The organism is Streptomyces sp. NPDC048506, assembly GCF_040651315.1.
Classification (GTDB): Bacteria; Actinomycetota; Actinomycetes; order Streptomycetales; family Streptomycetaceae; genus Streptomyces.
In genome coordinates this window covers 22,208-44,127 of sequence record NZ_JBEZIX010000016.1, presented here as the reverse complement: position 1 = coordinate 44,127, position 21,920 = coordinate 22,208, and the positions used below count along the sequence as shown (strand labels likewise).

Below are 21,920 nucleotides of genomic sequence, written 5' to 3'. Positions count from 1 at the left end.
TTCATCACTGTACTGAACTAGCCGGGCGGCAAGTAAGTGGGAGTGAGTGATGGGGAAGTCGCAGTCTGCGACCCCGACGGGGGACGGAAGGAAAACGGCGATGGCGGAGAGACCGCAGTCGCCCGCAGGGGGCACGGACGGCGGCAAGCAGCCGGCCAGCGTACGCATGGTGCTCTTCGCGCTGATGATCGCGATGCTCCTCGCGATGCTCGACAACATGATCGTCGGCACCGCGATGCCGACCATCGTCGGTGAACTCGGCGGCATGAACCACCTGTCGTGGGTGGTCACCGCATACACCCTCGCCACCGCCGCCTCCACCCCGATCTGGGGCAAGCTCGGCGACATGTACGGGCGCAAGGGCGTCTTCCTCACGTCCATCGTGATCTTCCTGATCGGCTCGGCGCTCTCCGGCATGGCCCAGGACATGGGGCAGCTGATCGGCTTCCGCGCCGTCCAGGGCCTGGGCGCGGGCGGCCTCATGGTCGGCGTCATGGCGATCATCGGTGATCTGATTCCGCCGCGGGAGCGCGGCAAGTACCAGGGCATGATGGCCGGCGTCATGGCCGTCGCGATGATCGGCGGACCGCTGGTCGGCGGCAGCATCACCGACCACCTCGGCTGGCGCTGGAGCTTCTACATCAACCTGCCGCTCGGCGCCATCGCCCTCGTCATGATCACCACGGTGCTGCACCTGCCGAAGAAGCGGTCGCAGACCCGCATCGACTACGTGGGCGCCGCACTGCTCACCATCGGCATCACGGCCCTGGTCCTGATCACCACCTGGGGCGGCACCGAGTACGACTGGCTCTCCGGCCAGATCGTCGGCCTCGGCATCCTCGGCGTGGTCGCACTGATCGCCTTCCTCCTGGTGGAGCGCAAGGTCAGCGAGCCGGTGCTGCCGCTGCACATCTTCCGCAACGGCAACTTCTCCCTCGTCACCGTCATCGGCTTCCTCGTCGGCTTCGTGATGTTCGGGTCGATGACGTTCCTGCCGCTGTTCCAGCAGACCGTGCAGGGCGCCTCGGCCACCAACTCCGGCCTGCTGCTGCTGCCGATGCTGCTGGCGATGATGGCCGTGTCGCTGTTCGCCGGCCGGGTCACCACCCAGACCGGCAAGTACAAGGCCTTCGTCGTGGTCGGCGGTGCCCTGATCACCGCAGGCCTGACACTGCTGTCCCTGATGGACACCGGCACCACCCGCTTCACCTCGGGCGCCTTCATGGCCGTCCTCGGCGCCGGTATGGGCTTCCTGATGCAGACCACGATGCTGATAGCCCAGAACAGCGTCGAGATGAAGGACATGGGCGTCGGCTCCTCGTCCGCCACCCTGTTCCGCACCATCGGCGGCTCCTTCGGCGTCGCGATCTTCGGCGCGATCTTCACCGACCAGGTGAAGTCCACGATGGTCGAGCGGCTCGGCAAGGCGGCCGGCGACAAGATGACCGGCGGCGGCGCCCAGATGGACCCGAAGCGCCTGCCCCAGCTCCCGCCGATGGTCAAGGACGCCTACGCGCACGCGGTCGCCAACGGCACCCACCAGGTCTTCCTGTGGGGCGCGGCGGTCAGCATCATCGGCTTCGCCGCGGCCTGGTTCCTCAAGGAGGTGCCGCTGCGCGGCGGACCCGCCAAGCCCGCCGAGAGCCCGGAGGGTGGGGACGCTCCGGTGGACCGGGTGGCGGTGGCAGAGACCGTCTGACCCGGCCCCGAGCTCTCGGCCCCACGAGCGGCCCCCGGCACCTCGCCGGGGGCCGCTCGTCGTTCTCGACACCACTGGTGCTCGCCGACCCGGCGCCGTGAGCACCAGCACCGCGACCTCGACCAGAGCCGGGGCGAGTAGCGGGGGGCGAGCGAGCCCTACCGGCGAGGCCACCGGGGGAGCGAGTCCCGCTGCGGGTGGGTGAGCGCCGCCGCGGTGGAGCAGTCGGGAACGCTGCGGGTGGGTGAGCGCCGCCGCGGTGGAGCAGTCGGGAACGCTGCGGGCTACCGGTCCGGCAGGTGGATGACGGGGAAGCTGCCCGTGTTCGTGGGCGCGTTCTCCGGGAGCCACAGGACGGACACCGCGCCGGTCGAACCGTCCGTGAGCTCATCGGCGTTGCGGAACGTCAGCCGCGCGCCCAGCACCCGTGCCTGGCCGGCCGCGATCGTCAGGCCCAGGCCGTGCCCGCGGCCGGCCCGGTCACTGCTGCCGGTCCGGAAACGGCTCGGCCCCTCACGCAACAGTGCCTCCGGGAAGCCGGGGCCGTGGTCGCGGACCCGCAGCACCCGGCCCTCCACGGTGACCTCGATCGGCGGCCGGCCGTGCCGGGCGGCATTGGCGATCAGATTCCCCAGGATCCGCTCCAGACGACGCGGATCCGTGGTGACCTCGGCATCCCGTACGACATCGACGGTGATGTCCGGGTCCAGGGCGCGCACCCGACGGATCACGAACTCACCCAGCGCGACGTCCTGCAACTCGGCCCGCTCGGCATGACCGTCGAGCCGGGCCACCTCCAGCACGTCCTCCACCAGCGTGCGGAGCGCCTGCGCCCGGTCCCGCACCAACTCGGACGGCCGACCGGGCGGCAGCAGCTCGGCCGCCGTCAGCAGCCCCGTCACCGGAGTGCGCAGCTCATGGGCGATATCGGCGGTGACCCGACGCTCGGCCTCGATGCGCTCCTGAAGGGCGTCCGACATCGCATCCACGGCATAGGCCAGATCGTCGGTCTCGTCATGCACCCGCCCACCGCCGACCTCGTCGCGGATGCGCACCGAGGTGTCCCCGTCGGCCAGCTTCCCCGCCGCCGCGGCCGCCTTGCGCAGCCGCCTGGAGAGCCGCCCGCCGACCAGCACACCCAGCGCACACCCGCCGACCACGACCGCGGTCGAACCGATCAGCAACGCCTGATCCAGATCGTCCAGGACCGCGAAACGGTCCGGGAAACGGTCATGGACGGACAGCACCCGGCCGTTGCTCAACGGCGAGGCGGCCCACACCTCAGGCGCGGTCTGCCCGGTGTCCTGGAGGTACGTCGCCCGCTTGTTCTTGGCGACCTCGTCGCGCAGCGCCCGCGGCAGCGCCGGATCGTCGATCTTCGCCCCGAACTGGAGCCGGTTGGTCGACTCGAAGATCTTCTGCGTGAAGTTGAGCCGCTCCACCTGCACATCACGGCTGTTGTCGAGCATGGAATGCCGCGCGGCGTTGTGCACGACAAGGCTCAGCGCGACCGCGACCAGCGCTCCGACGAGCGCGATCGCGGCGCTGAGCTTCCATCTCAACCCCGTCCGCAGGGCCAGCCTGACCACCGGCGGCGTCAGCCTCTCAACTTGTATCCGAAGCCGCGGACCGTTTCGATCCGGTCCTGGCCGATCTTGCCGCGCAACCGCTGGACATGGACGTCCACCACCCGGGTGTCACCGCCCCAGCCGTAGTCCCAGACCCGCTCCAGCAGCCGGTCGCGCGAGAGGACCGTACCCGGCGCGTTGGAGAACTCCAGCAGCAGCCGCATCTCGGTGGGCGTCAGCGCGACGTTCTCGCCGCCCTTGCGCACCTCCATGCCCTCCGTGTCGACCTCAAGATCACCGAAACGCAGCACCGCCTCCGCGGCCTCGTCCGCCTCGGCCACCGCCGGCTTGCCGCCGTCCGGACCGCTGGCGTGCCCGAAGCGGCGCAGCACCGCACGGATCCGGGCGACCAGCACCGCACCGTCGAACGGCTTGGTCACATAGTCGTCCGCGCCCGCCTCCAGACCCAGCACCACATCGATCGAATCGGCCCGCGCCGACAGCATGATCACCGGGACCGTCGACTCGTCACGGATCCGCCGGCACAGGCTGACGCCGTCCAGCCCCGGCACCATCACGTCCAGCAGGGCGATATCCGGGCGGTTGGCGCGGAACGCCTCCAGGCCCGCGAGCCCGTCGGGCATCGCAGTGACCACGAACCCGTCCCGCTCCAGCGCCAGCTGGGTGGCCTCACGGATGACGTCGTCGTCCTCGACGAAGAGCACATGGGTCTCGGCCATGCGGTTGTCTCAACCCTTCGATGCCGCACCGTCGGTCGGCGACGGTCCGCCGTCCGTGGTGATCTTGCTGTAGTCGGTGTGATACGAGTCGTACTGGGTGAAGTGGTCGTTGGTCCAGTGGTACGTCAGCACGTCCTCGCCGGACGGGAAGCCCACCTCGTCACCGGAGGCGTAGGTCTGCTTGGAGATCTCCAGCTCACCCTTGTTGACCCCGGCGGTGACCGACGGCTGCTCGTTCACGTATACGTTGTCATACCCGTCCCTCGCGCCGCTGCGCTTGCGATAGACGTACGAACCGATCCCCACCGAATCCGCGCAGGTCATCACGTTGACGATGACATCGGGCGCCGTGTTGCCGGTCAGCGACGCATACGTCACCTGGACCGGGTACTCATCGGCCGCACACGGCTTGTACAGGGACTTCTTCACATCCCCGCCGACCTTCGGGTCGTCCCGCATGAGTTGGACCGCGTCGACCTTCTTGAAACCGGCCGTCGACGTGGGGCTGGGAGAATTGCTCACCGGCCCCTTCGGCGCGGGCGTACTGCTCGCCGCTCCCTCGCTGCGGACGCCCTCACCCCCCGGATTGCACCCGGCCAGCAAAAGGCCGACGGCGGCCACTCCTGCCGTGGCCGCGCCGCCTCTGGTCAACCCGATTCTGGTCAACCTCTTCCTGGACAATCCGCTCCCGCTCACCGCGCTGCTCGCACAGCCGCTGATCCCGCTGCTGCTCCTGATGTGATTGTCGCGCGCCGAGCTGTCAACCGTACGGCCCCCGAGTGCGTGACCGTTTTCACACGTAATGCCACACTGTCCGTCGTCGATCCCGCACGGTCCGCCGCCGACGCCGAACGGACCGCCGTCCCGCCCCCTGCCGACCGCCGTCCGCCGCAGATCAGGCCGCGCACCGCTCCCGCTCCTGGTCGCCGCGCTCCAGCATCCGGGCGTCGATGTCACGCGACTCCAGCTCCTGACGCAGCCGGGCCAGCGCACGGTGCAGGGTGCTCTTGACCGTACCGGTGGACATGCCGAGCGCGGCAGCGGTCTCCTCGGTGCTCATCTGCTCCCAGTGCCGCAGGACGACCACGCTGCGCTGCTTCGGCGCCAGCACCCCGAGGATGTCCATCAGCAGGGCGCGATCGGCACGCTGCTCGGTGCCGTCGTCGACGCTCGCGTCCGGAAGCTGCTCGGTGGGTACCTCCTCCAGCTTCCGCGCCCGCCACCACTCGGTCCGAGTGTTGATCATGACGCGGCGGAGGTAGGCGTCGGCCAGCGACTTGTCCGCGATGCCGTCCCAGCGGCCGTACGTGCGGACCAGCGCCGTCTGGAGCAGGTCCTGGGCGTCCACCGGATCGGGCACCAGACGCCGGGCGCTGCGCAGCAGGGCCTCCTGCCGCGTACGCACGTACTCTTCGAAGTCCAGTACCTTGCCGCCGCTGGTCGCCATTTCGACGCCTCCGATCCGCTTTCGTTTCCCCACGTTGACCGTGCTGGCGGTCATCTCCAGCACGAGGAAGACGCTACGGAGAGGGTGTTGCGGCGTAATGTGCGTCGGCCCCACAGCGAGTGCACGGAAAACCCTCGGTTGTGTAACAGCCCCCCAGGGGTCATACCTCGGACGGACGGCGGGCGTACGCGGGTCATACTCCCGACGGAGGAGCACCCCACCACAAGGCCTATGACGTGCACCGACGCGGCAATCGGGCGACGCGAGCGACACCATCACGCCATCACGGTGGGCGCTTTCCGGCCACACCGCCCGATACCTGACAGAAGGTCAAGCAGGGTCACACAAGGTCAAACGCGGCCGCCGAAGCGACCGCGCCGTGAACGACACCCTGAGACTCCTCGAATGACTTGGCGACGACCGGAGGCGCCCCGGCGAGGACCCGGGACGCGCCGGCGACGACCTGGGACGCCCCGGGGGTGACGCGGGTATGTCTCGGGCGTCGTGGGCCGGGTGTGGCTGGGAGGAGGGGGGAGAGGTAGAGAGGGGAGAGGTAGGGGTAAGGGCAGGGGAGAGGTAGGGGCAGGGACGAGGGAATAGGGGTAGGGGCCGGCTGCCCCCGAGAAGGGGGCCTCCTAAGCCGACCCACCTGGCCCTACGACAGCGGCAGCCGGTACCGGCCGCCCCCCACCGGCTCCACCAATCCGTCCGACACCAGCCCGTCCAGCGCCCGGGCCCGCTGCACCGGCTCGTCCCACACCGCGTCCAGCACCCCCTGCGGCACCGGCGACACCGCCTCCCGCAGCACGGCGAGCAGCTTGCCGCGCACCTGCCGGTCGGTACCCGCGTACGCCTGAGTGCGCCGCGCCGGACCGTCGTGCGCCGGGGACCCGGCCAGCCGCCAGGCGCACTGCGCAGCAATCGGGCAGCGGTGACACTCCGGAGCGCGCGCCGTGCACACCAGCGCACCCAGCTCCATCGTCGCCGCGGCCCAGCGCGCCGCGAGCGGCTCGTCGTCGGGCAGCAACTGGCGGGCGAGCTTGCGCTCGGCGGCGGTGGTGGCGTTCGGCGGGTACTGCCGGCCGGCCACCGAGCGGGCGAACACCCGGCGCACATTGGTGTCCAGCACCGCGTGCCGCTGCCCGTACGCGAACGACGCCACCGCCGCGGCGGTGTACTCGCCGACGCCGGGCAGCGCCAACAACTGGCCGTGCTCGCGCGGTACGTCACCGCCGTGCCGCTCCTGTATGGCGGACGCGGCGGCGTGCAGGCGCAGTGCCCGCCGCGGATACCCGAGCCGGCCCCAGGCCCGCACCGCCTCACCCGGCGCCTCGGCGGCCAGGTCGGCGGGGCGCGGCCAGCGGGCCAGCCACTGCTCGTACACCGGCAGCACTCTGCTGACCGGAGTCTGCTGCAACATGAACTCGCTCACCATCACACCCCAGGCGCCCGCTTCCGGGCGGCGCCAGGGCAGATCGCGGGCGTGCTCGTCGAACCAGTCGGTGACCGGGCCGTGCAGCGCGGTCCCGTCTGCGGCCCCCGCGGCCGGAACGGCGGCGGAAGCGGTCTCGGCGGCGGCGGTCGTGGCAGTAGAGGAGACAGGCGTCGAAGTCATGGCACCGCCGATCCTGGCACGTTCGCGCGCGCCCGGGAAACGCACCGGGCCGGCCCCGCCGCGCGCCCACCCGCACGCAGGACGGCGGGATACGCACGGGTGGCCGCTACCGGCGGTACGCAACGGGCGGACGCGCGCACGGGAGGGGGTGGGGGCGGGGTGGTGAGGTGGATGGGGGAGGGGGAGGGGGAGGGTGAACGGGGGGATGGCCGAGTAGGGAACAGATTACTCTCCGTAATCGTTGCCGAGATATTGGAGGCGGCGCGCGAGGATGCAGGCATGGCAGACGTGGCGGGAATGGCAGGCGTGACGGGCACGGTGAGTAAGGGAGGGGCGGTGGTTGCGGTGGGCGCGGCGGTCACGACGGACGCTGTGGGTAAGGCGGGCGCGGCGGTTACGGCGGCGAGGGCGCAGGCATGACGGGCGCGAAGGGGACGGGCGCGAGCGGGGCCGACTGCCCGGAGGCGATCCTGCGGGCGCTGGCCGCGCACACGACGATGACGCTCGCGTACACGGACGAGGACGGCCCCCAGGCTTGCGCAGTGCTGTACGCGCCCGACGCATCCGACACATCCGGCGCAGGGGACGCGACCGGTGGTGCGGGCGACGAGGCCGGCGACGCGGGGGCTGCGGTGGTCAATGCGGGAAGTGCGGGAAGTGCGGCAGGTGTGGGTGTGGGTGTGGGTGTGGGTGTGGCGGGCGCGGCAGACGGCGGCGCGGCTGTCGGTCCTGCGCTGTACTTCGTCACTGCGGCCACGACGCGGCACGGCCGGGCCCTGGCCGAGCCCGGCGGTGCCCGGGTTGCGTTCACGGCGCAGCGGGACGGCCAGGAGTGGAGCGAGCTGACGGGGCTTCAGGGGCGTGGCCGCTGCCGCATGCTGACCGGTGCCGAGCGCGCGGCGGGCTGGCGGATCTATAGCGAACGCTTTCCCTTTGTCGGGGGGAGCGGCCGGCTGCGGGCCGCCCTGGAGCGCACCGCTCTGTGGGAGCTGCGCCCCGACTGGTTGCGGCTGATCGACAACGGACAGGGCTTCGGTCACAAGGAGGAGTGGCCGCAACGGCAACGGTCGGAGCGGTAGACGCCGGATGCCCGGGTAGCGGGTCGGCTGCGTCTTCTCGCCGCCCGCGCTTCCGCAGCCTCGACGTTCGTCACCACCCGCGCTTGCAAAGCCTTGCTCGCGGGGCGGCTGCCCCTGCCACCGCACGGCACGGGCATTGCCGGTGAATCGAGGTCGGAGTGGAGCAGAAGGCCTCGAAGGTGTCGAAGGTGTTGAAGGTACCTAACGGGGCATCAGGGTCGTTACGGCGGGAAATGTGGGCGTGGAGACGGCTCCGGGCTGATCATGGGAAAAGTTGCAGCCTGATGCGGCGGGTAGTGGCCGGTGTGGCCAGGTATCTCTCGTAGAGTTTCCGCGTGGGATCACTGCGCAATCCGATCGGGCCGCTTCCCTCCTCCATCTACTGGCGGCGGAGGGCCGTTGCGCTGGCCATCGTCGTACTCCTCGCTCTTCTCGTCGTATGGGCCCTCAACTTGGGCGGCGACGGCGCCGGGAGCGGCGGCGAGGGCAAGGGCGGTGCGCACGGCAAGGGACCCGCGTCGTCCATCACCCCGGGGCCGTCCGCCACCGGGCCGGTGAACGGTCAAAAGCCGGGCGGGCGCGATGAGTCGGGCGCCGGCGGGGAGTCGGGGTCGGACTCCGGTTCCGGCGGTGGCGCGGGGTCTTCGGGCGGTGGCAGCGGTGGTTCCGGTGACGGTTCGGGCTCCGACGGTTCCGGTTCCGGTTCGGGTGGTTCCGGCGGCGGTGGCGCCCTCGGGCAGGGTTCCGGCCATGTGGTGCCGGCGGACTCGTCGCTTCCCAACTGCACTTCTCCCGACGTGGAGTTGGCGCTGAAGAGCGTCAAGGATTCCTACTCGCCCGAGGGGAAGCCGAAGTTCGAGCTGACGGTCGAGAACACCGGTGGTGCGGCCTGCAAGGTGGACCTCGGGCAGAAGGCCGCGGTCCTGACGATCACCGACACCGCGGGCGACGACCCGGTGTGGGCGTCGAACGACTGCCCCCCGACGACCGCCCCCGCGCTGCTCCAGGTGCCGGCGAAGGGTTCTGTGAAGCGCACCATCGCATGGGACCGCCGGGCCAGCAGCCCGCAGTGCGTGACGCCGAGTTCGGCCACCGTGCCGTCCGGCAAGTATCTGATCGAGGCCAAGGTGCCGGGGCTGAAGGCGGCCCGTACCTCGTTCGTTCTGGCCAAGGACTGAGCGCGATCGGGCCCCGGGAGCCCGACATGCCGCCCCCCCCGGCCCCGAGGCTGTGGTTGTGGCCGTGGCCGTCGAGGCCCGGCGGTGGGTGTTTCGGAAGCCCGGCCTCCGGTAGTTCCGCTTGTGGGGATTCCGCCGAGAGCGTGCAGCACTGGCCCGGCTCGTACGGGTCCGGCACAGTCGCCGCCATGAGACTACTGATGCTGGGTGGAACGGAGTTCGTGGGGCGCGCGGTCAGCGAGGCGGCGTTGGCGCGGGGCTGGCAGGTGACGGTCTTTCACCGGGGGAACCACGCGCCACCGGAGGGCGCGACCGCGTTGCGCGGGGACCGGGGCGACGCGGCGGGCCTCGCGGCGCTGGCGGAGGGCGAGTGGGACGCCGTCGTCGACACCTGGAGCGCCGCGCCCTCGGCGGTGCGGGACACGGCACGGCTGCTGGCCGGCCGGGTCGGAACGTATGCGTACGTCTCCAGCCGGTCGGTGTACGCGTACCCGGCCGCGTACGGGCTCGACGAGGACGGCCCGCTGGTGGCGGGCTCCGTCGACGACACGGGCTCGGAGGACTATGCGAAGGCCAAGCGGGGCGGCGAGCTGGCCGCGATCGATGCCTTCGGGGAGCGGGCCCTGCTGATCCGTGCGGGGCTGATCCTCGGCCCGTACGAGAACATCGGGCGGCTTCCGTGGTGGCTGGGCCGGATCGCCCGTGGTGGCCCGGTCCTGGCGCCGGGGCCGCGGGAGATGGCGCTCCAGTACATCGATGCTCGCGATCTCGCCGAGTGGACGTTGGGCGCGCTGGAGTCCGGTCTGGGCGGCGCCTACAACCTGGTGAGCGAGATCGGCCACGCCACGATGGGCGATCTGTTGGAGAGCTGTGTGCAGGTCACCGGTGCGGACGCGGAGCTGCGCTGGACCGCGCCGGAGGACGTGCTCGCCGCCGGCATCGAGCCGTGGACGGAGCTGCCGGTGTGGCTGGAGCCCGGCGAGTCGCGGGATGCGCTCTACGGGGCGGATGTGGCCAAGGCGCTGGCGACGGGGCTGCGTTGTCGCCCCGTCAGCGAGACGGTGGCCGACACCTGGGCCTGGCTGGGCTCCATCGGGGGGACGGCGCCGCAGCGTCCGGACCGGCCGGCGGTGGGGCTGGCGGAGGAGAAGGAGGCGGCGGCGCTGCGGTAGGGCGATGGCGATGGCGATGGCGGTGGTGGTGGCGGTGGTGCGGTAGGGCGGTGGCGGTGCGTCGTTCCCTAGGGGGGAGGGGAACGGTTCCCCTAGGGGAGGCGAGGGCCCCCTGCGGGGCCACAACGCAGGGGGCGGGGGCGGGAATTCCCGGCGGGGCCTCGGGCCTCCAACCACGAGCCCGAGCCACGGACCCCGGGTCTCCGGCCCCGAGCCTCAGGCCACGACCCACGAGCCTCAGGCACCAGCCACGAGCCTCAGGCCCCGAGCATCCGCCCTCCGCCCCCAGGCCCCGGCCCGGCCCGTGTCAGACGTACCGCTCCAAGATCGACGACTCCGCCAGGCGGGAGAGGCCCTCGCGGACCGAGCGGGCGCGGGCCTCGCCGACGCCGTCGACCGTCTGGAGGTCGTCGACGCTGGCGGCGAGCAGCTTCTGAAGGCCGCCGAAGTGGTCGACGAGGCGGTCGATGACGGTGCCGGGGAGGCGGGGGACCTTGGCGAGCAGGCGGAAGCCGCGCGGGGAGACCGCGGAGTCCAGCGTCTCGGGGGCTCCGCTGTAGCCCAACGCGCGGGCCACGATGGGAAGTTCGAGCAGCTCGGTGTGGGTGAGGGAGTCGAGCTCGGAGAGTGCCTCGGCGACCGTGCGGGAGCGCTTGGCGGTGGGTTCGGGGACGTAGTCGCGGACGACCAGTTCGCGTTCCGGCTCCACGCCGGCGATCAGCTCTTCGAGCTGGAGGGTGAGGAGTCGGCCGTCGGTGCCGAGCTCGACGACGTACTCGGCGATCTCGGTGGCGATGCGGCGGACCATCTCCAGGCGCTGGGCGACCGCGGTGACGTCGCGGACGGTGACCAGGTCCTCGATCTCCAGGGCGGAGAGGGTGCCGGCCACCTCGTCGAGGCGGAGCTTGTAGCGCTCCAGGGTGGCCAGGGCCTGGTTGGCGCGGGAGAGGATCGCGGCGGACTCCTCCAGGACGCGGCGTTCGCCGTCGACATAGAGGGCGATCAGGCGCATCGACTGGCTGACGGAGACGACCGGGAAGCCGGCCTGGATGGAGACCCGCTGGGCGGTGCGGTGGCGGGTGCCGGTCTCCTCGGTGGGGATGGAGGCGTCGGGCACCAGCTGGACGCCGGCACGGAGGATCTTGGTGATGTCCTTGTCGAGGACGAGGGCGCCGTCGAGCTTGCAGAGCTCGCGGAGGCGGGTGGCGGTGAACTCGACGTCGAGCACGAAGCCGCCGGTGCACATGGACTCGACGGTCTTGTCGAAGCCGAGGACGATCAGGCCGCCGGTGTTGCCGCGGAGGATGCGTTCCAGGCCGTCGCGCAGGGCGGTACCGGGAGCGACGGCGCTGAGCGAGGCGCGCATCAGGCTCTCGGTGCCGGGGGTGCCACCGGACCTGCCGGGAGTCGATGCCCGGTCGTTGACTGCCACTGCACTCCTCCGTCGCAAGGTCGCTCGGTCCGCAGGCCGCCCGGCCCATGCTGTGGTTGACGTACCAGCGGAGCGTACGTGGCCGACAGGCAATTCTGCGGTGACGGGCGAGACCAGGGCAAAGTCTACCGGCGTGCGCCCTCTTCCTGTGGGGCCTCCCGGCGTACGCGCTTGGGCAGGACGGTCAGTGCCTGTCCGACGTCGGCGACCTCCAGGACCCGCATTCCGTCGGGGATCTTGCCCGGGTCGGAGGGGACCAGGGCGTGGGTGAAGCCGAGCCGGGCGGCTTCGGAGAGGCGGCGCTGGACGCCGGTGACCCGTCTGACCTCGCCGGCGAGTCCCACTTCGCCGATGGCGACCAGGTTCTTGGGGAGGGGGGTGTCGCTGGCGGCGCTGGCCAGGGCCAGGGCGACGGCGAGGTCGGCGGCGGGCTCGGTGAGCTTCACCCCGCCGACGGTGGCGCTGTAGATGTCGCGTTTGCCGAGGGCGCTGATCCGGCCGCGCTGTTCGAGGACGGCGAGCATCATCGAGACCCGGGAGGTCTCCAGGCCGGAGGTGGTGCGCCGGGGGGAGGGGATCTGGGAGTCGACGGTGAGGGCCTGGACCTCGGCGACGAGGGGGCGGCGGCCCTCCAGCGTCACGGTCAGGCAGGTGCCGGGGACCGGTTCGGCGCGGCGGGTGAGGAACAGGCCGGAGGGGTCGGCGAGGCCGGTGATCCCCTCGTCGTGCAGTTCGAAGCAGCCGACCTCGTCGGTGGTGCCGTAGCGGTTCTTGACACCGCGGACCAGGCGGAGGCGGGCGTGCCGGTCGCCTTCGAAGTGGAGGACGACGTCGACGAGGTGTTCCAGGAGGCGGGGGCCGGCGATGGCGCCGTCCTTGGTGACGTGGCCCACCAGGAGGGTGGACATGCCGCGTTCCTTGGAGGCCCGGATCAGGGCGCCGGCGACCTCGCGGACCTGGGCCATGCCGCCGGGTGCGCCGTCGATCTCGGGGGAGGCGACGGTCTGCACGGAGTCGAGGATGAGCAGGGAGGGCTTGACGGTGTCGAGGTGGCCGAGGACGGCGGAGAGGTCGGTCTCGGCGGCCAGGTAGAGGTGGTCGTCGATGGCGCCGATGCGGTCGGCGCGCAGCCGTACCTGGCTCGCGGACTCCTCGCCGGTCACGTAGAGGGTGCGGTGGTCGTCGGAGGCGGCCTTGGCGGCGGCGTCGAGGAGGAGGGTGGACTTGCCGACGCCGGGTTCGCCGGCCAGCAGGACGACGGCGCCGGGGACGAGGCCGCCGCCCAGTACCCGGTCGAGTTCGTCCACGCCGGTGGAGCGCGCGGCGGCCTGCCGGCCGTCGACCTGGCCGATGGGCAGGGCGGCGGTGGTGACCCGGCCGGGCGCGGTGGTGCGCACCGCGGGTGTGCCGCCGAACTCCTCGACGGTGCCCCAGGCCTGGCACTCGGGGCAGCGGCCGAGCCACTTCGCGGTGGTCCAGCCGCATTCGGTGCAGCGGTAGGAGGGGCGCTCCTTGCCCGACGTTTTACGCGTTGCCATGGGCCCACCGTAGCGGCGGGGTCTGACAACGCCCCCTTCCGCGCGGTGCCGCGGGTACTGAGCGGGTGGCGCACACCGAGTGCGCCCCCATGGAAGGGCGGGTTCGTGTCCCCTTTTGAGGGAGATGGTCACCCGTATGGGTTAAAAGTGTCCAACGGGTGCAGGCCTGGCTTCATCATCCCCCTACCGTCGCCGGGGTGAAGAGCAGCAGGCCCGAGTACCCCACGCACTCCACCGGCGCACACCGGTCGCGCGGCGACGACCGGCGCCGGCCGCGGTCCGCCGAGCCGCAGGACCCGCCGGTGCCCGGCGGATGCGACGACGGCGGCTACGAGCCGTATGACGACGACGGCTACGAGCCTTATCTGGACGGGTTGTTCACGTACTGCCTGGCCGTCCTGTGCGACCACGACGCGGCGACCGCGGTGCTCGGCGAGGTGCTGGCGCTGGCCGAGCGGCACCGCGGCCGGCGGCCCGCCGACCCGGGGCTGCACCGCTCCTGGCTCTACGCGCTGGCCCGCTGGGCGTGTCTGCGGCGGCTCGCCGAGCGGGCCGGGCGGGACGCCGAACGTCCGGACCTTCCGCTGCCGGGTGGCCCGGCGGCCCGTGACGCCGAGCGGCGGCAGCGGGAGCTGGCCGCGTTGGCCTGGCCGGAGGCCGCGGGTACGACGCCGCGGCAGCGTGAGGCGCTGGAGCTGTCGGTGCGTCATCGGCTCTCCGCCGACGAGGTCGCCGCGGTGCTCGGCGCCGACCCGATCGCCACCCGGGCCCTGCTGGCCACGGCCTCGTGCGAGGTGGAGCGGACCCGGGCGGCGCTGGCCGTCGTCGAGTCCGGGCGGTGCCGCGAGGTGGCGCGGCTGGCGGGGGACAGTCAGATGCTGTTGGGGGCGGCGCTGAGCCGGGAGCTGGTGCGTCATGTCGATGATTGCGCCGAGTGCCGGCGGACCGCCGAGCGGGCCACGGTGCCGGGGACGTGGCCGGGCACCGCGCCGGCCGCCCAGGGTGCGCTGCCGCTGGTCGGTGCGCCGCGGGAGGCCGTGCTGGGGGCGCTGGCGGCGGCGCGGCGGTCCCGCTCGGGGCGGGCGGAGGGGGTGGCCGGTGCCGGGCGTGGTGGCCGTTTGGGCGGGGCAAACGGTTCTCCGCGCTACGACCGCAACGGTTTCCCCGTGGGCGCCCCCACGGACCGGGCCGCGCGCCGGCGCCGGCTGCGGGCGCGGGCGCTGACCACGACGGTGGTCGCCACGGTCGTCGCGGCGCCGGTGCTGGCCTTGTGGGCGGCGTATCGGGGTGCCCCTGCCACGAGTGAGGCGGCGGACGGCACCCCGTCGGTGACGGCCCACGACTCGGAAGCCGGCCCGCAGCTCGGCGGCCGCCCGTACGAGAACGCCGGCAACGCCCATACGACGCCCCGGCCCGGGGTCCCGGACGGGACGCCCGACGTGTCCGTGGAGGTGGTCGGCGCGGACGGCACGCCGCTGCGGCCGGGGAGGCGGGACGAGCGTGCGGAGAAGGGCCCGGGGCGGCTGACGGTGGCCGCGCAGCCGAGCGGCGGGACGACGGTGATCACGGTCGCCGCGTCGGGCGGTGCGCCGGTGCGCTGGCGGGCGTCGTCGGGCGCGGCGTGGTTGCAGATGAGCCATACAGCCGGTGCGTTGCGGCCGGGCGAGTCCACGACGATCACGGTGTACGTCGATGACGACCGGGAGCCGGCGGGCCACTGGCGGGCGAGGATCGCCATCGAGCCCGGTGGCACGGTCGTCACGATGGAGGGCCACGGCGCGACGTCGCCGGCTCCGGGGCCGCACGCCCCGACGCCGACGCGCCCGAAGCCGTCACCGTCGCGCCCGACGGCGATGCCGACTCCGCCGCGTCCGACGCCCACGCCCACCCCGACCCCGACGGGTCCGACGGCCGGCCCGACCACGACGCCGACCGGTCCGACGACGCCGTCCGGCTCCACCGCCTCGACCTCGACCCCGTCGAACACGACCCGCCCGGCGTACTGAGCGCCCACGAGGGCGGGGCGGGGCAGGAACGCGCCGGGCGACCACGAGGGCGGGGACGGCGGCAGGGACGCGCGCGCCGGCCGCGAGGGCGGGCGGCGCGGGTGCCGGTGTGCTGCGCTCCCTCGGCGGTGGACGCCCGGGGCCTCAAGGGCCCCAGGGGCCGGCTACTTCTTCGGCGTGCGGGTCCCGTGGGCCGGCCGGGGGTCCGCCGGGTGCGGCGCCATCGGCAGCGTCGACGCCAGCCGCTCCTCGCACAGCTCGGCGAGCTTGGCGTAGCCCTTCTTGCCCATCAGCTCGGTCAGCTCCGGCTTGTAGGTGACGTAGACCGGTTCGCCGGCGCCGTGTGCCGAGGTCGCGGAGGTGCACCACCAGTGCAGGTCGTGGCCGCCCGGGCCCCAGCCGCGCCGGTCGTACTCGCCGATCGTCACCTGGAGCACCTGGGTGTCGTCCGGCCGGTCGATCCAGTCGTAGGTCCGCCGGATCGGCAGCTGCCAGCAGACGTCCGGCTTGGTCTCCAGCGGCTCGCGGCCCTCGCGCAGCGCGAGGATGTGCAGGGAGCAGCCGGCGCCGGCCGCGAAGCCGGGGCGGTTCTGGAAGATGCAGGAGCCCTGCCAGCGGCGGGTCTGCCGCTCGCCGTCGTCGTCCACCTCGACCCAGCCGGTCTCCGTGCCCACGTCGTGGAACTGCCACAGATCGGGGGTGAGCCGCGCCACGTGCTCGGCCACCCGCTTCTCGTCGTCGTCGTCCGAGAAGTGGGCGCCGAGCGTGCAGCAGCCGTCGTCCGCCCGGCCGGCCTGGATGCCCTGGCAGCCGCTGCCGAAGATGCAGGTCCAGCGGGAGGTCAGCCAGGTCAGGTCGCAGCGGAAGAGCTGTTCGTCGTCGGCCGGGTCGGGGAAGGTGACCCAGGCGCGGGCGAAGTCGAGTCCGACCTCGTCGGCCGGGGGCTGGTTCCCGCCGACCGCCTGGGCGCGCCGCTTTTCTTCCTTCTTGAGCGCTTTTTCGTGCTTCGCCTTTTTCGTCTTTGCCACGACTCCAGCGTACGGGGAGCCGCGGGCGGCACCGCGCCGAGAGGAGTGTGCCACCCGCGGGTTAGGTTTCCCCGTATGAGACTCGGTGTCCTCGATGTGGGTTCGAATACGGTCCATCTGCTGGTGGTGGACGCGCACCCGGGCGCGCGCCCGCTGCCCGCCTACTCGCACAAGGCGGAGCTGCGCCTCGCCGAACTCCTCGACGAGGACGGCGCCATAAGCGACGACGGGGTGGAGCGCCTGGTGGCGACCGTCCTCGAAGCGTTGCAGGTGGCCGAGGACAAGGGCGTGGAGAGCGTGCTGCCGTTCGCCACCTCCGCGGTGCGGGAGGCCTCCAACGGAGACGCGGTGCTGCGCCGGGTCGCCCTGGAGACCGGCGTCGAGCTCCAGGTGCTCTCCGGCGAGGACGAGGCGCGGCTCACCTTCCTGGCCGCCCGCCGCTGGCTGGGGTGGTCCGCGGGCCGGCTGCTGGTGCTGGACATCGGCGGCGGCTCGCTGGAGGTCGCGTACGGCCTGGACGAGGACCCGGACGTGGCGGTCTCGCTGCCGCTGGGCGCCGGCCGGCTGACCAAGAACGGTCTGCCGGGCGATCCGCCGGCCCCGGACGACGTCCGGACGGTGCGCCGCCGGGTGCGGGCGGAGATCGCCAAGGTGGTGAGCGAGTTCCGCCGCTACGGCAGCCCCGACCAGGTCGTCGGCACGTCCAAGACCTTCAAGCAGCTGGCCCGGATCGCGGGTGCGGCGCGCTCCGCCGAGGGGCTCTACGTCCAGCGGGAGCTGACCCGCAAGAAGCTGGAGGAGTGGGTGCCGCGGCTGGCCGGGATGTCGGCCGAGGAGCGGGCGGGGCTGCCGGGGGTGTCCGAGGGGCGGTCGCGGCAGCTGCTGGCCGGGGCGCTGGTGGCCGAGGCTGCGATGGACCTGTTCGGGGTCGAGACGCTGGAGATCTGCCCGTGGGCGCTGCGCGAGGGCGTCATCCTGCGGCGGCTGGACCACCTGCCGTAGGGCCCCGGCGCCGCCCCCGGGTTGGGGTTCGGGCGGTGCGGAGAACGGGCGGCCACCGGGTGGTGGTGCGCGCGGTCGGGGCGGCCGCGTGAGACTCGTCACGTCCGGGCGCCCGCGGCGTCCCGGCCGTACCGCCGGTCCCTTGGGTCCCATGGCTCGTGGGGAGCCCGGGGAGCCCGGGGAGCCTGGGGAGCGCCGTGGGGCGGGAGCCGCGGCCGCCCCGGCCTCCTGCCCCGTGCCCGGTCCCGGCCCGTACGCTGTCCCTCGTGACAGAGCCAGTGGTGCGCATCCCGGATGCGAAGGTCGCGCTGTCCACGGCCTCGGTGTATCCGGAGTCGACGGCGACGGCCTTCGAGATCGCCGCGCGCCTGGGCTACGACGGCGTCGAGATCATGGTGTGGACCGATCCGGTCAGCCAGGACATCGACGCGCTGCGCCGGCTCTCCGACTACCACGGCGTCCCGGTCCTGGCCGTGCACGCGCCGTGCCTGCTGATCACCCAGCGGGTCTGGTCCACCGACCCGTGGGTCAAGTTGCAGCGTGCCCGTGCGGCGGCGGAGAAGCTGGGCGCCTCGACGGTGGTGGTGCACCCGCCGTTCCGCTGGCAGCGCAGCTACGCCCGGGAGTTCGTCCGCGGGGTGTGGCGGATGGCGGGGGAGACGGACGTGCGGTTCGCCGTCGAGAACATGTACCCGTGGCGCTACCGGGACCGCGAGATGCTGGCGTACGCCCCGGACTGGGACCCCACCAACGACGACTACCGGCACTTCACCGTCGACCTCTCGCACACCGCCACCGCGCGGAACGACGCGCTGGCGATGGTGGAGCGGATGGGCGACCGGCTGGCGCACGTCCACCTCGCCGACGGCAACGGCTCCGCCAAGGACGAGCACCTGGTGCCGGGCCGCGGCAGTCAGCCCTGCGGCGAGGTGCTGGAGCGGCTGGCGGCCGGCGGTTTCGACGGGAACGTGGTCGTCGAGGTCAACACCCGCCGGGCGATGTCCGCCGCCGAACGCGAGGCCGATCTGGCCGAGGCGCTGGCCTTCACCCGGCTGCATCTGGCCTCGCCGACCTGGGTGCCGGGTTCGTGACCGGGGGGCCGGCGTCGTGAACGACGAGCCGGAGGCTCCGCGGCCGGCCCGTCGGCGGGGCCGTCCGGCCCGTGCCCAGGCCGCCGAGGGGCCGGGGGCCCGGGAGCGGATCCTGGCCGCGGCCCGTACGGAGTTCGCCGAGCGCGGCTACGACAAGACCTCGGTCCGCGGTATCGCCAAGGCGGCCGGGGTGGACGCGGCGCTGGTGCACCACTACTTCGGCACCAAGGAGCAGGTCTTCGGCGCGGCCATCGAGCTGACCTTCGCGCCCGCGCTGACCATGCCCGAGGTCATCGCGGGCGGCGGCGCGGACGTGGGCGAGCGGATGGCCCGGTTCATGTTCGGGTTCTGGGAGAACCCGGTGACCCGGCAGCCGCTGCTGGCGATCATGCGCTCGGCGCTGACCAACGAGACCGCCGCGGCGGTGCTGCGCGGGCTGATCGCCCGCCGGGTGATGCAGCGGGTGGCGGGCGAACTCACCGTTCCCGACCCGGAGTTCCGGGCGCAACTGGCCGCCGGGCACCTCATCGGGATCGCCGTGCTGCGCTATGTGATCGGGATGGATCCGGTCGCCTCCGCGGACGTGGAGGAGATCATCGCGATGGTCGCCCCGACGCTCCAGCGGTACCTGACCCAGCCCTAGGGGCCTGAACCTAGGGGACTGTCCTTAGGGCCTGACCTCAGGGCCTGACCTCAGGGGATTGGAAGGTGCGCGGTCCGGAGGCCCTGGCCGGGTGTCCGAACTACGGGCGGGCATCTCACATACCGGAGTCGGCGTCCAGATCTTGGATCAAGAGCGTAACCTCGAATCAGCTGCTACGTATCCCGAGGGAGTGACCATCGTGCCCGAGCTGAGGTCCCGCACCGTTACCCATGGCCGCAACATGGCGGGTGCCCGCGCCCTGATGCGGGCCTCGGGCGTAGCGAGCGAGGACATCGGCAAGCCGATCGTCGCGGTCGCCAACTCCTTCACCGAGTTCGTCCCCGGGCACACCCACCTCGCCCCGGTCGGCCGGATCGTCTCCGACGCCATCCGGGCCGCGGGCGCGGTCCCCCGGGAGTTCAACACCATCGCCGTCGACGACGGCATCGCCATGGGCCACGGCGGCATGCTGTACTCCCTGCCGTCGCGCGACCTGATCGCGGACTCGGTCGAGTACATGGTCGAGGCGCACTGCGCCGACGCGCTGATCTGCATCTCCAACTGCGACAAGATCACCCCGGGCATGCTGATGGCCGCGATGCGGCTGAACATCCCGGTGGTCTTCGTCTCCGGCGGCCCCATGGAGGCCGGCCAGGCCACCCTCGTGGACGGGACGGTCCGCAAGCTCGACCTGATCAACGCGATCGTCGACGCGGTCAACGACAACGTCTCCGACGAGGACGTCCTCCGCATCGAGGAGAACGCCTGCCCCACCTGCGGCTCCTGTTCCGGCATGTTCACCGCCAACTCGATGAACTGCCTCACCGAGGCCATCGGCCTGTCCCTGCCCGGCAACGGCTCGGTCCTCGCCACCCACACCGCCCGCCGCGCCCTGTACGAGAACGCCGGCCGCACCGTCGTCGAGATCACCAAGCGCTACTACGAGGACGGCGACGAGTCCGTCCTGCCGCGCAACATCGCCACCCGCGCCGCGTTCGAGAACGCCATGGCCCTCGACATCGCCATGGGCGGCTCCACGAACACCATCCTGCACCTGCTCGCCGCCGCCCAGGAGGCCGGGCTGGACTACGACCTCAAGGACATCGACGCCGTCTCGCGCCGCGTCCCCTGTCTGGCCAAGGTCGCCCCGAACGTGGCCCCCGGCGGCACGTACTACATGGAGGACGTGCACCGCGCCGGCGGCATCCCCGCGATCCTCGGCGAGCTGCACCGCGGCGGACTGCTCAACGAGGACGTCCACTCCGTCCACTCCGCGACCCTCGCCGAGCACCTCAAGACCTGGGACGTGCGCGGCGGTTCGCCCTCCGCCGAGGCCGTCGAGCTGTGGCACGCCGCCCCCGGCTGCAAGCGCTCGGCGACCGCCTTCTCGCAGTCCGAGCGCTGGGAGTCGCTGGACGTGGACGCCGCGGGCGGCTGCATCCGCTCCGTCGAGCACGCCTACTCCAAGGACGGCGGTCTGGCGGTCCTGAAGGGCAACATCGCCGAGGACGGCTGCGTCGTGAAGACCGCCGGCGTCGACGAGTCGATCTGGACCTTCGAGGGCCCGGCCGTGGTCTGCGAATCGCAGGAGGAGGCCGTCGACAAGATCCTCACCAAGCAGGTCAAGGAGGGCGACGTCGTCGTCATCCGCTACGAGGGCCCCAAGGGCGGCCCCGGCATGCAGGAGATGCTCTACCCGACGTCCTTCCTCAAGGGCCGCGGACTGGGCAAGGCCTGCGCGCTGATCACCGACGGCCGCTTCTCCGGCGGCACCTCCGGCCTCTCCATCGGCCACGCCTCGCCCGAGGCGGCCTCCGGCGGCACCATCGCCCTCGTCGAGGACGGCGACCGCATCCGGATCGACATCCCGAACCGCTCGATCGAGCTCCTCGTCGACGACGCCACGCTGTCCGCCCGCCGCGCGGCCCTCGGCGGCGTCTACGCCCCCAAGCAGCGCGAACGCAAGGTGTCGGCGGCCCTGCGGGCCTACGCGGCGATGGCGACCAGCGCGGACAAGGGCGCGGTGCGGGACGTGAGCAAGCTGGGCTGAGCCGTAACGGCGGCAACGAGAAGGCCCCCGTCGTGTGACGGGGGCCTTCTGCGCGCCTTCTCCGTGCTCGCTCAGAATTTCTGCTGCTTGGCCCCGGGGGGCAGGAAGCAGGGGGTGCTGACGGACAGGCGGAGGGTGTTGGGGGGTTTGACGGTGTCGGCGATGAGAGAGAAGTCCTCTTTCTCGTGGTGACCGTCGAGAATGACCTCGTGAGAATGTGGGCGTTCTTCGTAAGAGGAGACGTCCACGCCGTGCTGCTTGAGCACCGCCCGGAGTTTGCGGACCGCTGGAATGTGCTCTTCCCGTGGGAGGCTGGCGTACACGGTGTATGTCAGCGTGTACCGGCCGTCGTCCGCCACCTCGTCATTCTCACCGACGCAGTCCTCGAAATCCGTATAGGGCCCGTATTTGTCGCCCGCCTTGACACCGGCGTAATGCGCCATGGCTGAGGTGTAGTTCTTCGCCCAAGCCAAAGAGTCCTCGCGGCTCTTGCGCGGCAGCGGCTTGTTGGGGTCGTTGGATTGCTGAGACATGCAGGCTCCGGTGGAAAGGATGACCGAGGCGGCCAATACGATCAGGCGGGTTCGCCGCAAGAGCTTGGCCGTTGCCTCGGAGCGATACTTCGCCAAGGG

At 72.1% G+C, this 21,920-nt stretch carries 18 protein-coding genes; 9 read left to right on the top strand and 9 right to left on the bottom strand.

The genetic code is table 11. The annotated features are described in order from the left end of the window. The first annotated feature begins 100 nt into the window (after nt 1–100). On the top strand, nt 101–1,699 hold the full coding sequence (locus AB0C96_RS15280; protein WP_362917491.1) for an MDR family MFS transporter: 1,599 nt from the start codon (nt 101–103) through the stop codon (nt 1,697–1,699). A 284-nt stretch (nt 1,700–1,983) separates the two neighbouring features. Here the strand turns inward: AB0C96_RS15280 and cseC are convergent, their stop codons facing one another. From cseC to AB0C96_RS15255, 5 genes are all read right to left on the bottom strand, one after another. Beyond that, entirely contained in the window at nt 1,984–3,288 is a 1,305-nt protein-coding gene (gene cseC, locus AB0C96_RS15275) for a two-component system sensor histidine kinase CseC (protein WP_362917489.1), read from the bottom strand. A gap of 8 nt (nt 3,289–3,296) precedes the next feature. Continuing rightward, nucleotides 3,297–4,007: a two-component system response regulator CseB gene (gene cseB, locus AB0C96_RS15270; RefSeq protein WP_362917487.1), complete on the bottom strand. Its 711-nt coding sequence runs from the start codon at nt 4,005–4,007 to the stop codon at nt 3,297–3,299. Between the two features lie 9 nt (nt 4,008–4,016). Beyond that, the gene (locus AB0C96_RS15265; protein WP_362917485.1) at nt 4,017–4,529 is read right to left on the bottom strand and encodes a hypothetical protein; all 513 of its coding nucleotides are present in this window, start codon (nt 4,527–4,529) and stop codon (nt 4,017–4,019) included. Nucleotides 4,530–4,902: 373 nt separating this feature from the next. Continuing rightward, nucleotides 4,903–5,454 (bottom strand): SigE family RNA polymerase sigma factor, encoded by a 552-nt coding sequence (locus tag AB0C96_RS15260; RefSeq protein WP_362917709.1) that lies wholly within the window; start codon nt 5,452–5,454, stop codon nt 4,903–4,905. 655 nt (nt 5,455–6,109) lie between these two features. Beyond that, nucleotides 6,110–7,069, bottom strand: coding sequence for an A/G-specific adenine glycosylase (locus AB0C96_RS15255; protein ID WP_362917483.1), 960 nt, complete (start codon nt 7,067–7,069; stop codon nt 6,110–6,112). Between the two features lie 416 nt (nt 7,070–7,485). Between AB0C96_RS15255 and AB0C96_RS15250 the strand changes: the two genes are divergently transcribed. The 3 genes from AB0C96_RS15250 (at nt 7,486) to AB0C96_RS15240 (ending at nt 10,498) form a co-directional block, all read left to right on the top strand. Continuing rightward, nucleotides 7,486–8,148 carry a pyridoxamine 5'-phosphate oxidase gene (locus AB0C96_RS15250; RefSeq protein ID WP_362917481.1) on the top strand — a complete coding sequence of 221 codons (663 nt, stop codon included), beginning with the start codon at nt 7,486–7,488 and terminating at the stop codon, nt 8,146–8,148. 335 nt (nt 8,149–8,483) lie between these two features. Then, nucleotides 8,484–9,326: a hypothetical protein gene (locus AB0C96_RS15245; protein ID WP_362917479.1), complete on the top strand. Its 843-nt coding sequence runs from the start codon at nt 8,484–8,486 to the stop codon at nt 9,324–9,326. Nucleotides 9,327–9,514: 188 nt separating this feature from the next. After that, nucleotides 9,515–10,498, top strand: a complete 984-nt coding sequence (locus tag AB0C96_RS15240; RefSeq protein WP_362917477.1) for an NAD-dependent epimerase/dehydratase family protein — start codon at nt 9,515–9,517, stop codon at nt 10,496–10,498. 307 nt (nt 10,499–10,805) lie between these two features. On the opposite strand, the gene disA is transcribed toward AB0C96_RS15240, so the two are convergent. Continuing rightward, the gene (gene disA, locus AB0C96_RS15235; RefSeq protein ID WP_362917475.1) at nt 10,806–11,930 is read right to left on the bottom strand and encodes a DNA integrity scanning diadenylate cyclase DisA; all 1,125 of its coding nucleotides are present in this window, start codon (nt 11,928–11,930) and stop codon (nt 10,806–10,808) included. A gap of 125 nt (nt 11,931–12,055) precedes the next feature. Continuing rightward, complete coding sequence (radA, locus tag AB0C96_RS15230) at nt 12,056–13,468, bottom strand: DNA repair protein RadA (protein ID WP_362917473.1); 1,413 nt, start codon at nt 13,466–13,468, stop codon at nt 12,056–12,058. A 197-nt stretch (nt 13,469–13,665) separates the two neighbouring features. Between radA and AB0C96_RS15225 the strand changes: the two genes are divergently transcribed. Continuing rightward, nucleotides 13,666–15,474: a sigma-70 family RNA polymerase sigma factor gene (locus AB0C96_RS15225; RefSeq protein ID WP_362917471.1), complete on the top strand. Its 1,809-nt coding sequence runs from the start codon at nt 13,666–13,668 to the stop codon at nt 15,472–15,474. A gap of 164 nt (nt 15,475–15,638) precedes the next feature. On the opposite strand, the gene AB0C96_RS15220 is transcribed toward AB0C96_RS15225, so the two are convergent. Continuing rightward, the gene (locus AB0C96_RS15220) at nt 15,639–16,502 is read right to left on the bottom strand and encodes a hypothetical protein (protein WP_362917469.1); all 864 of its coding nucleotides are present in this window, start codon (nt 16,500–16,502) and stop codon (nt 15,639–15,641) included. 75 nt (nt 16,503–16,577) lie between these two features. Here AB0C96_RS15220 and AB0C96_RS15215 point away from each other — a divergent pair, with 75 nt between their 5' ends. From AB0C96_RS15215 to ilvD, 4 genes are all read left to right on the top strand, one after another. Further along, on the top strand, nt 16,578–17,504 hold the full coding sequence (locus tag AB0C96_RS15215) for a Ppx/GppA phosphatase family protein (protein ID WP_362917467.1): 927 nt from the start codon (nt 16,578–16,580) through the stop codon (nt 17,502–17,504). Between the two features lie 278 nt (nt 17,505–17,782). After that, entirely contained in the window at nt 17,783–18,595 is an 813-nt protein-coding gene (locus AB0C96_RS15210; RefSeq protein ID WP_362917707.1) for a sugar phosphate isomerase/epimerase, read from the top strand. Nucleotides 18,596–18,611: 16 nt separating this feature from the next. Further along, nucleotides 18,612–19,238 carry a TetR family transcriptional regulator gene (locus AB0C96_RS15205; RefSeq protein ID WP_362917465.1) on the top strand — a complete coding sequence of 209 codons (627 nt, stop codon included), beginning with the start codon at nt 18,612–18,614 and terminating at the stop codon, nt 19,236–19,238. A gap of 199 nt (nt 19,239–19,437) precedes the next feature. Beyond that, on the top strand, nt 19,438–21,288 hold the full coding sequence (gene ilvD / locus AB0C96_RS15200; RefSeq protein ID WP_362917463.1) for a dihydroxy-acid dehydratase: 1,851 nt from the start codon (nt 19,438–19,440) through the stop codon (nt 21,286–21,288). A 71-nt stretch (nt 21,289–21,359) separates the two neighbouring features. Here the strand turns inward: ilvD and AB0C96_RS15195 are convergent, their stop codons facing one another. Beyond that, nucleotides 21,360–21,917, bottom strand: a complete 558-nt coding sequence (locus AB0C96_RS15195) for a hypothetical protein (protein ID WP_362917461.1) — start codon at nt 21,915–21,917, stop codon at nt 21,360–21,362. Nucleotides 21,918–21,920: the final 3 nt, after the last annotated feature.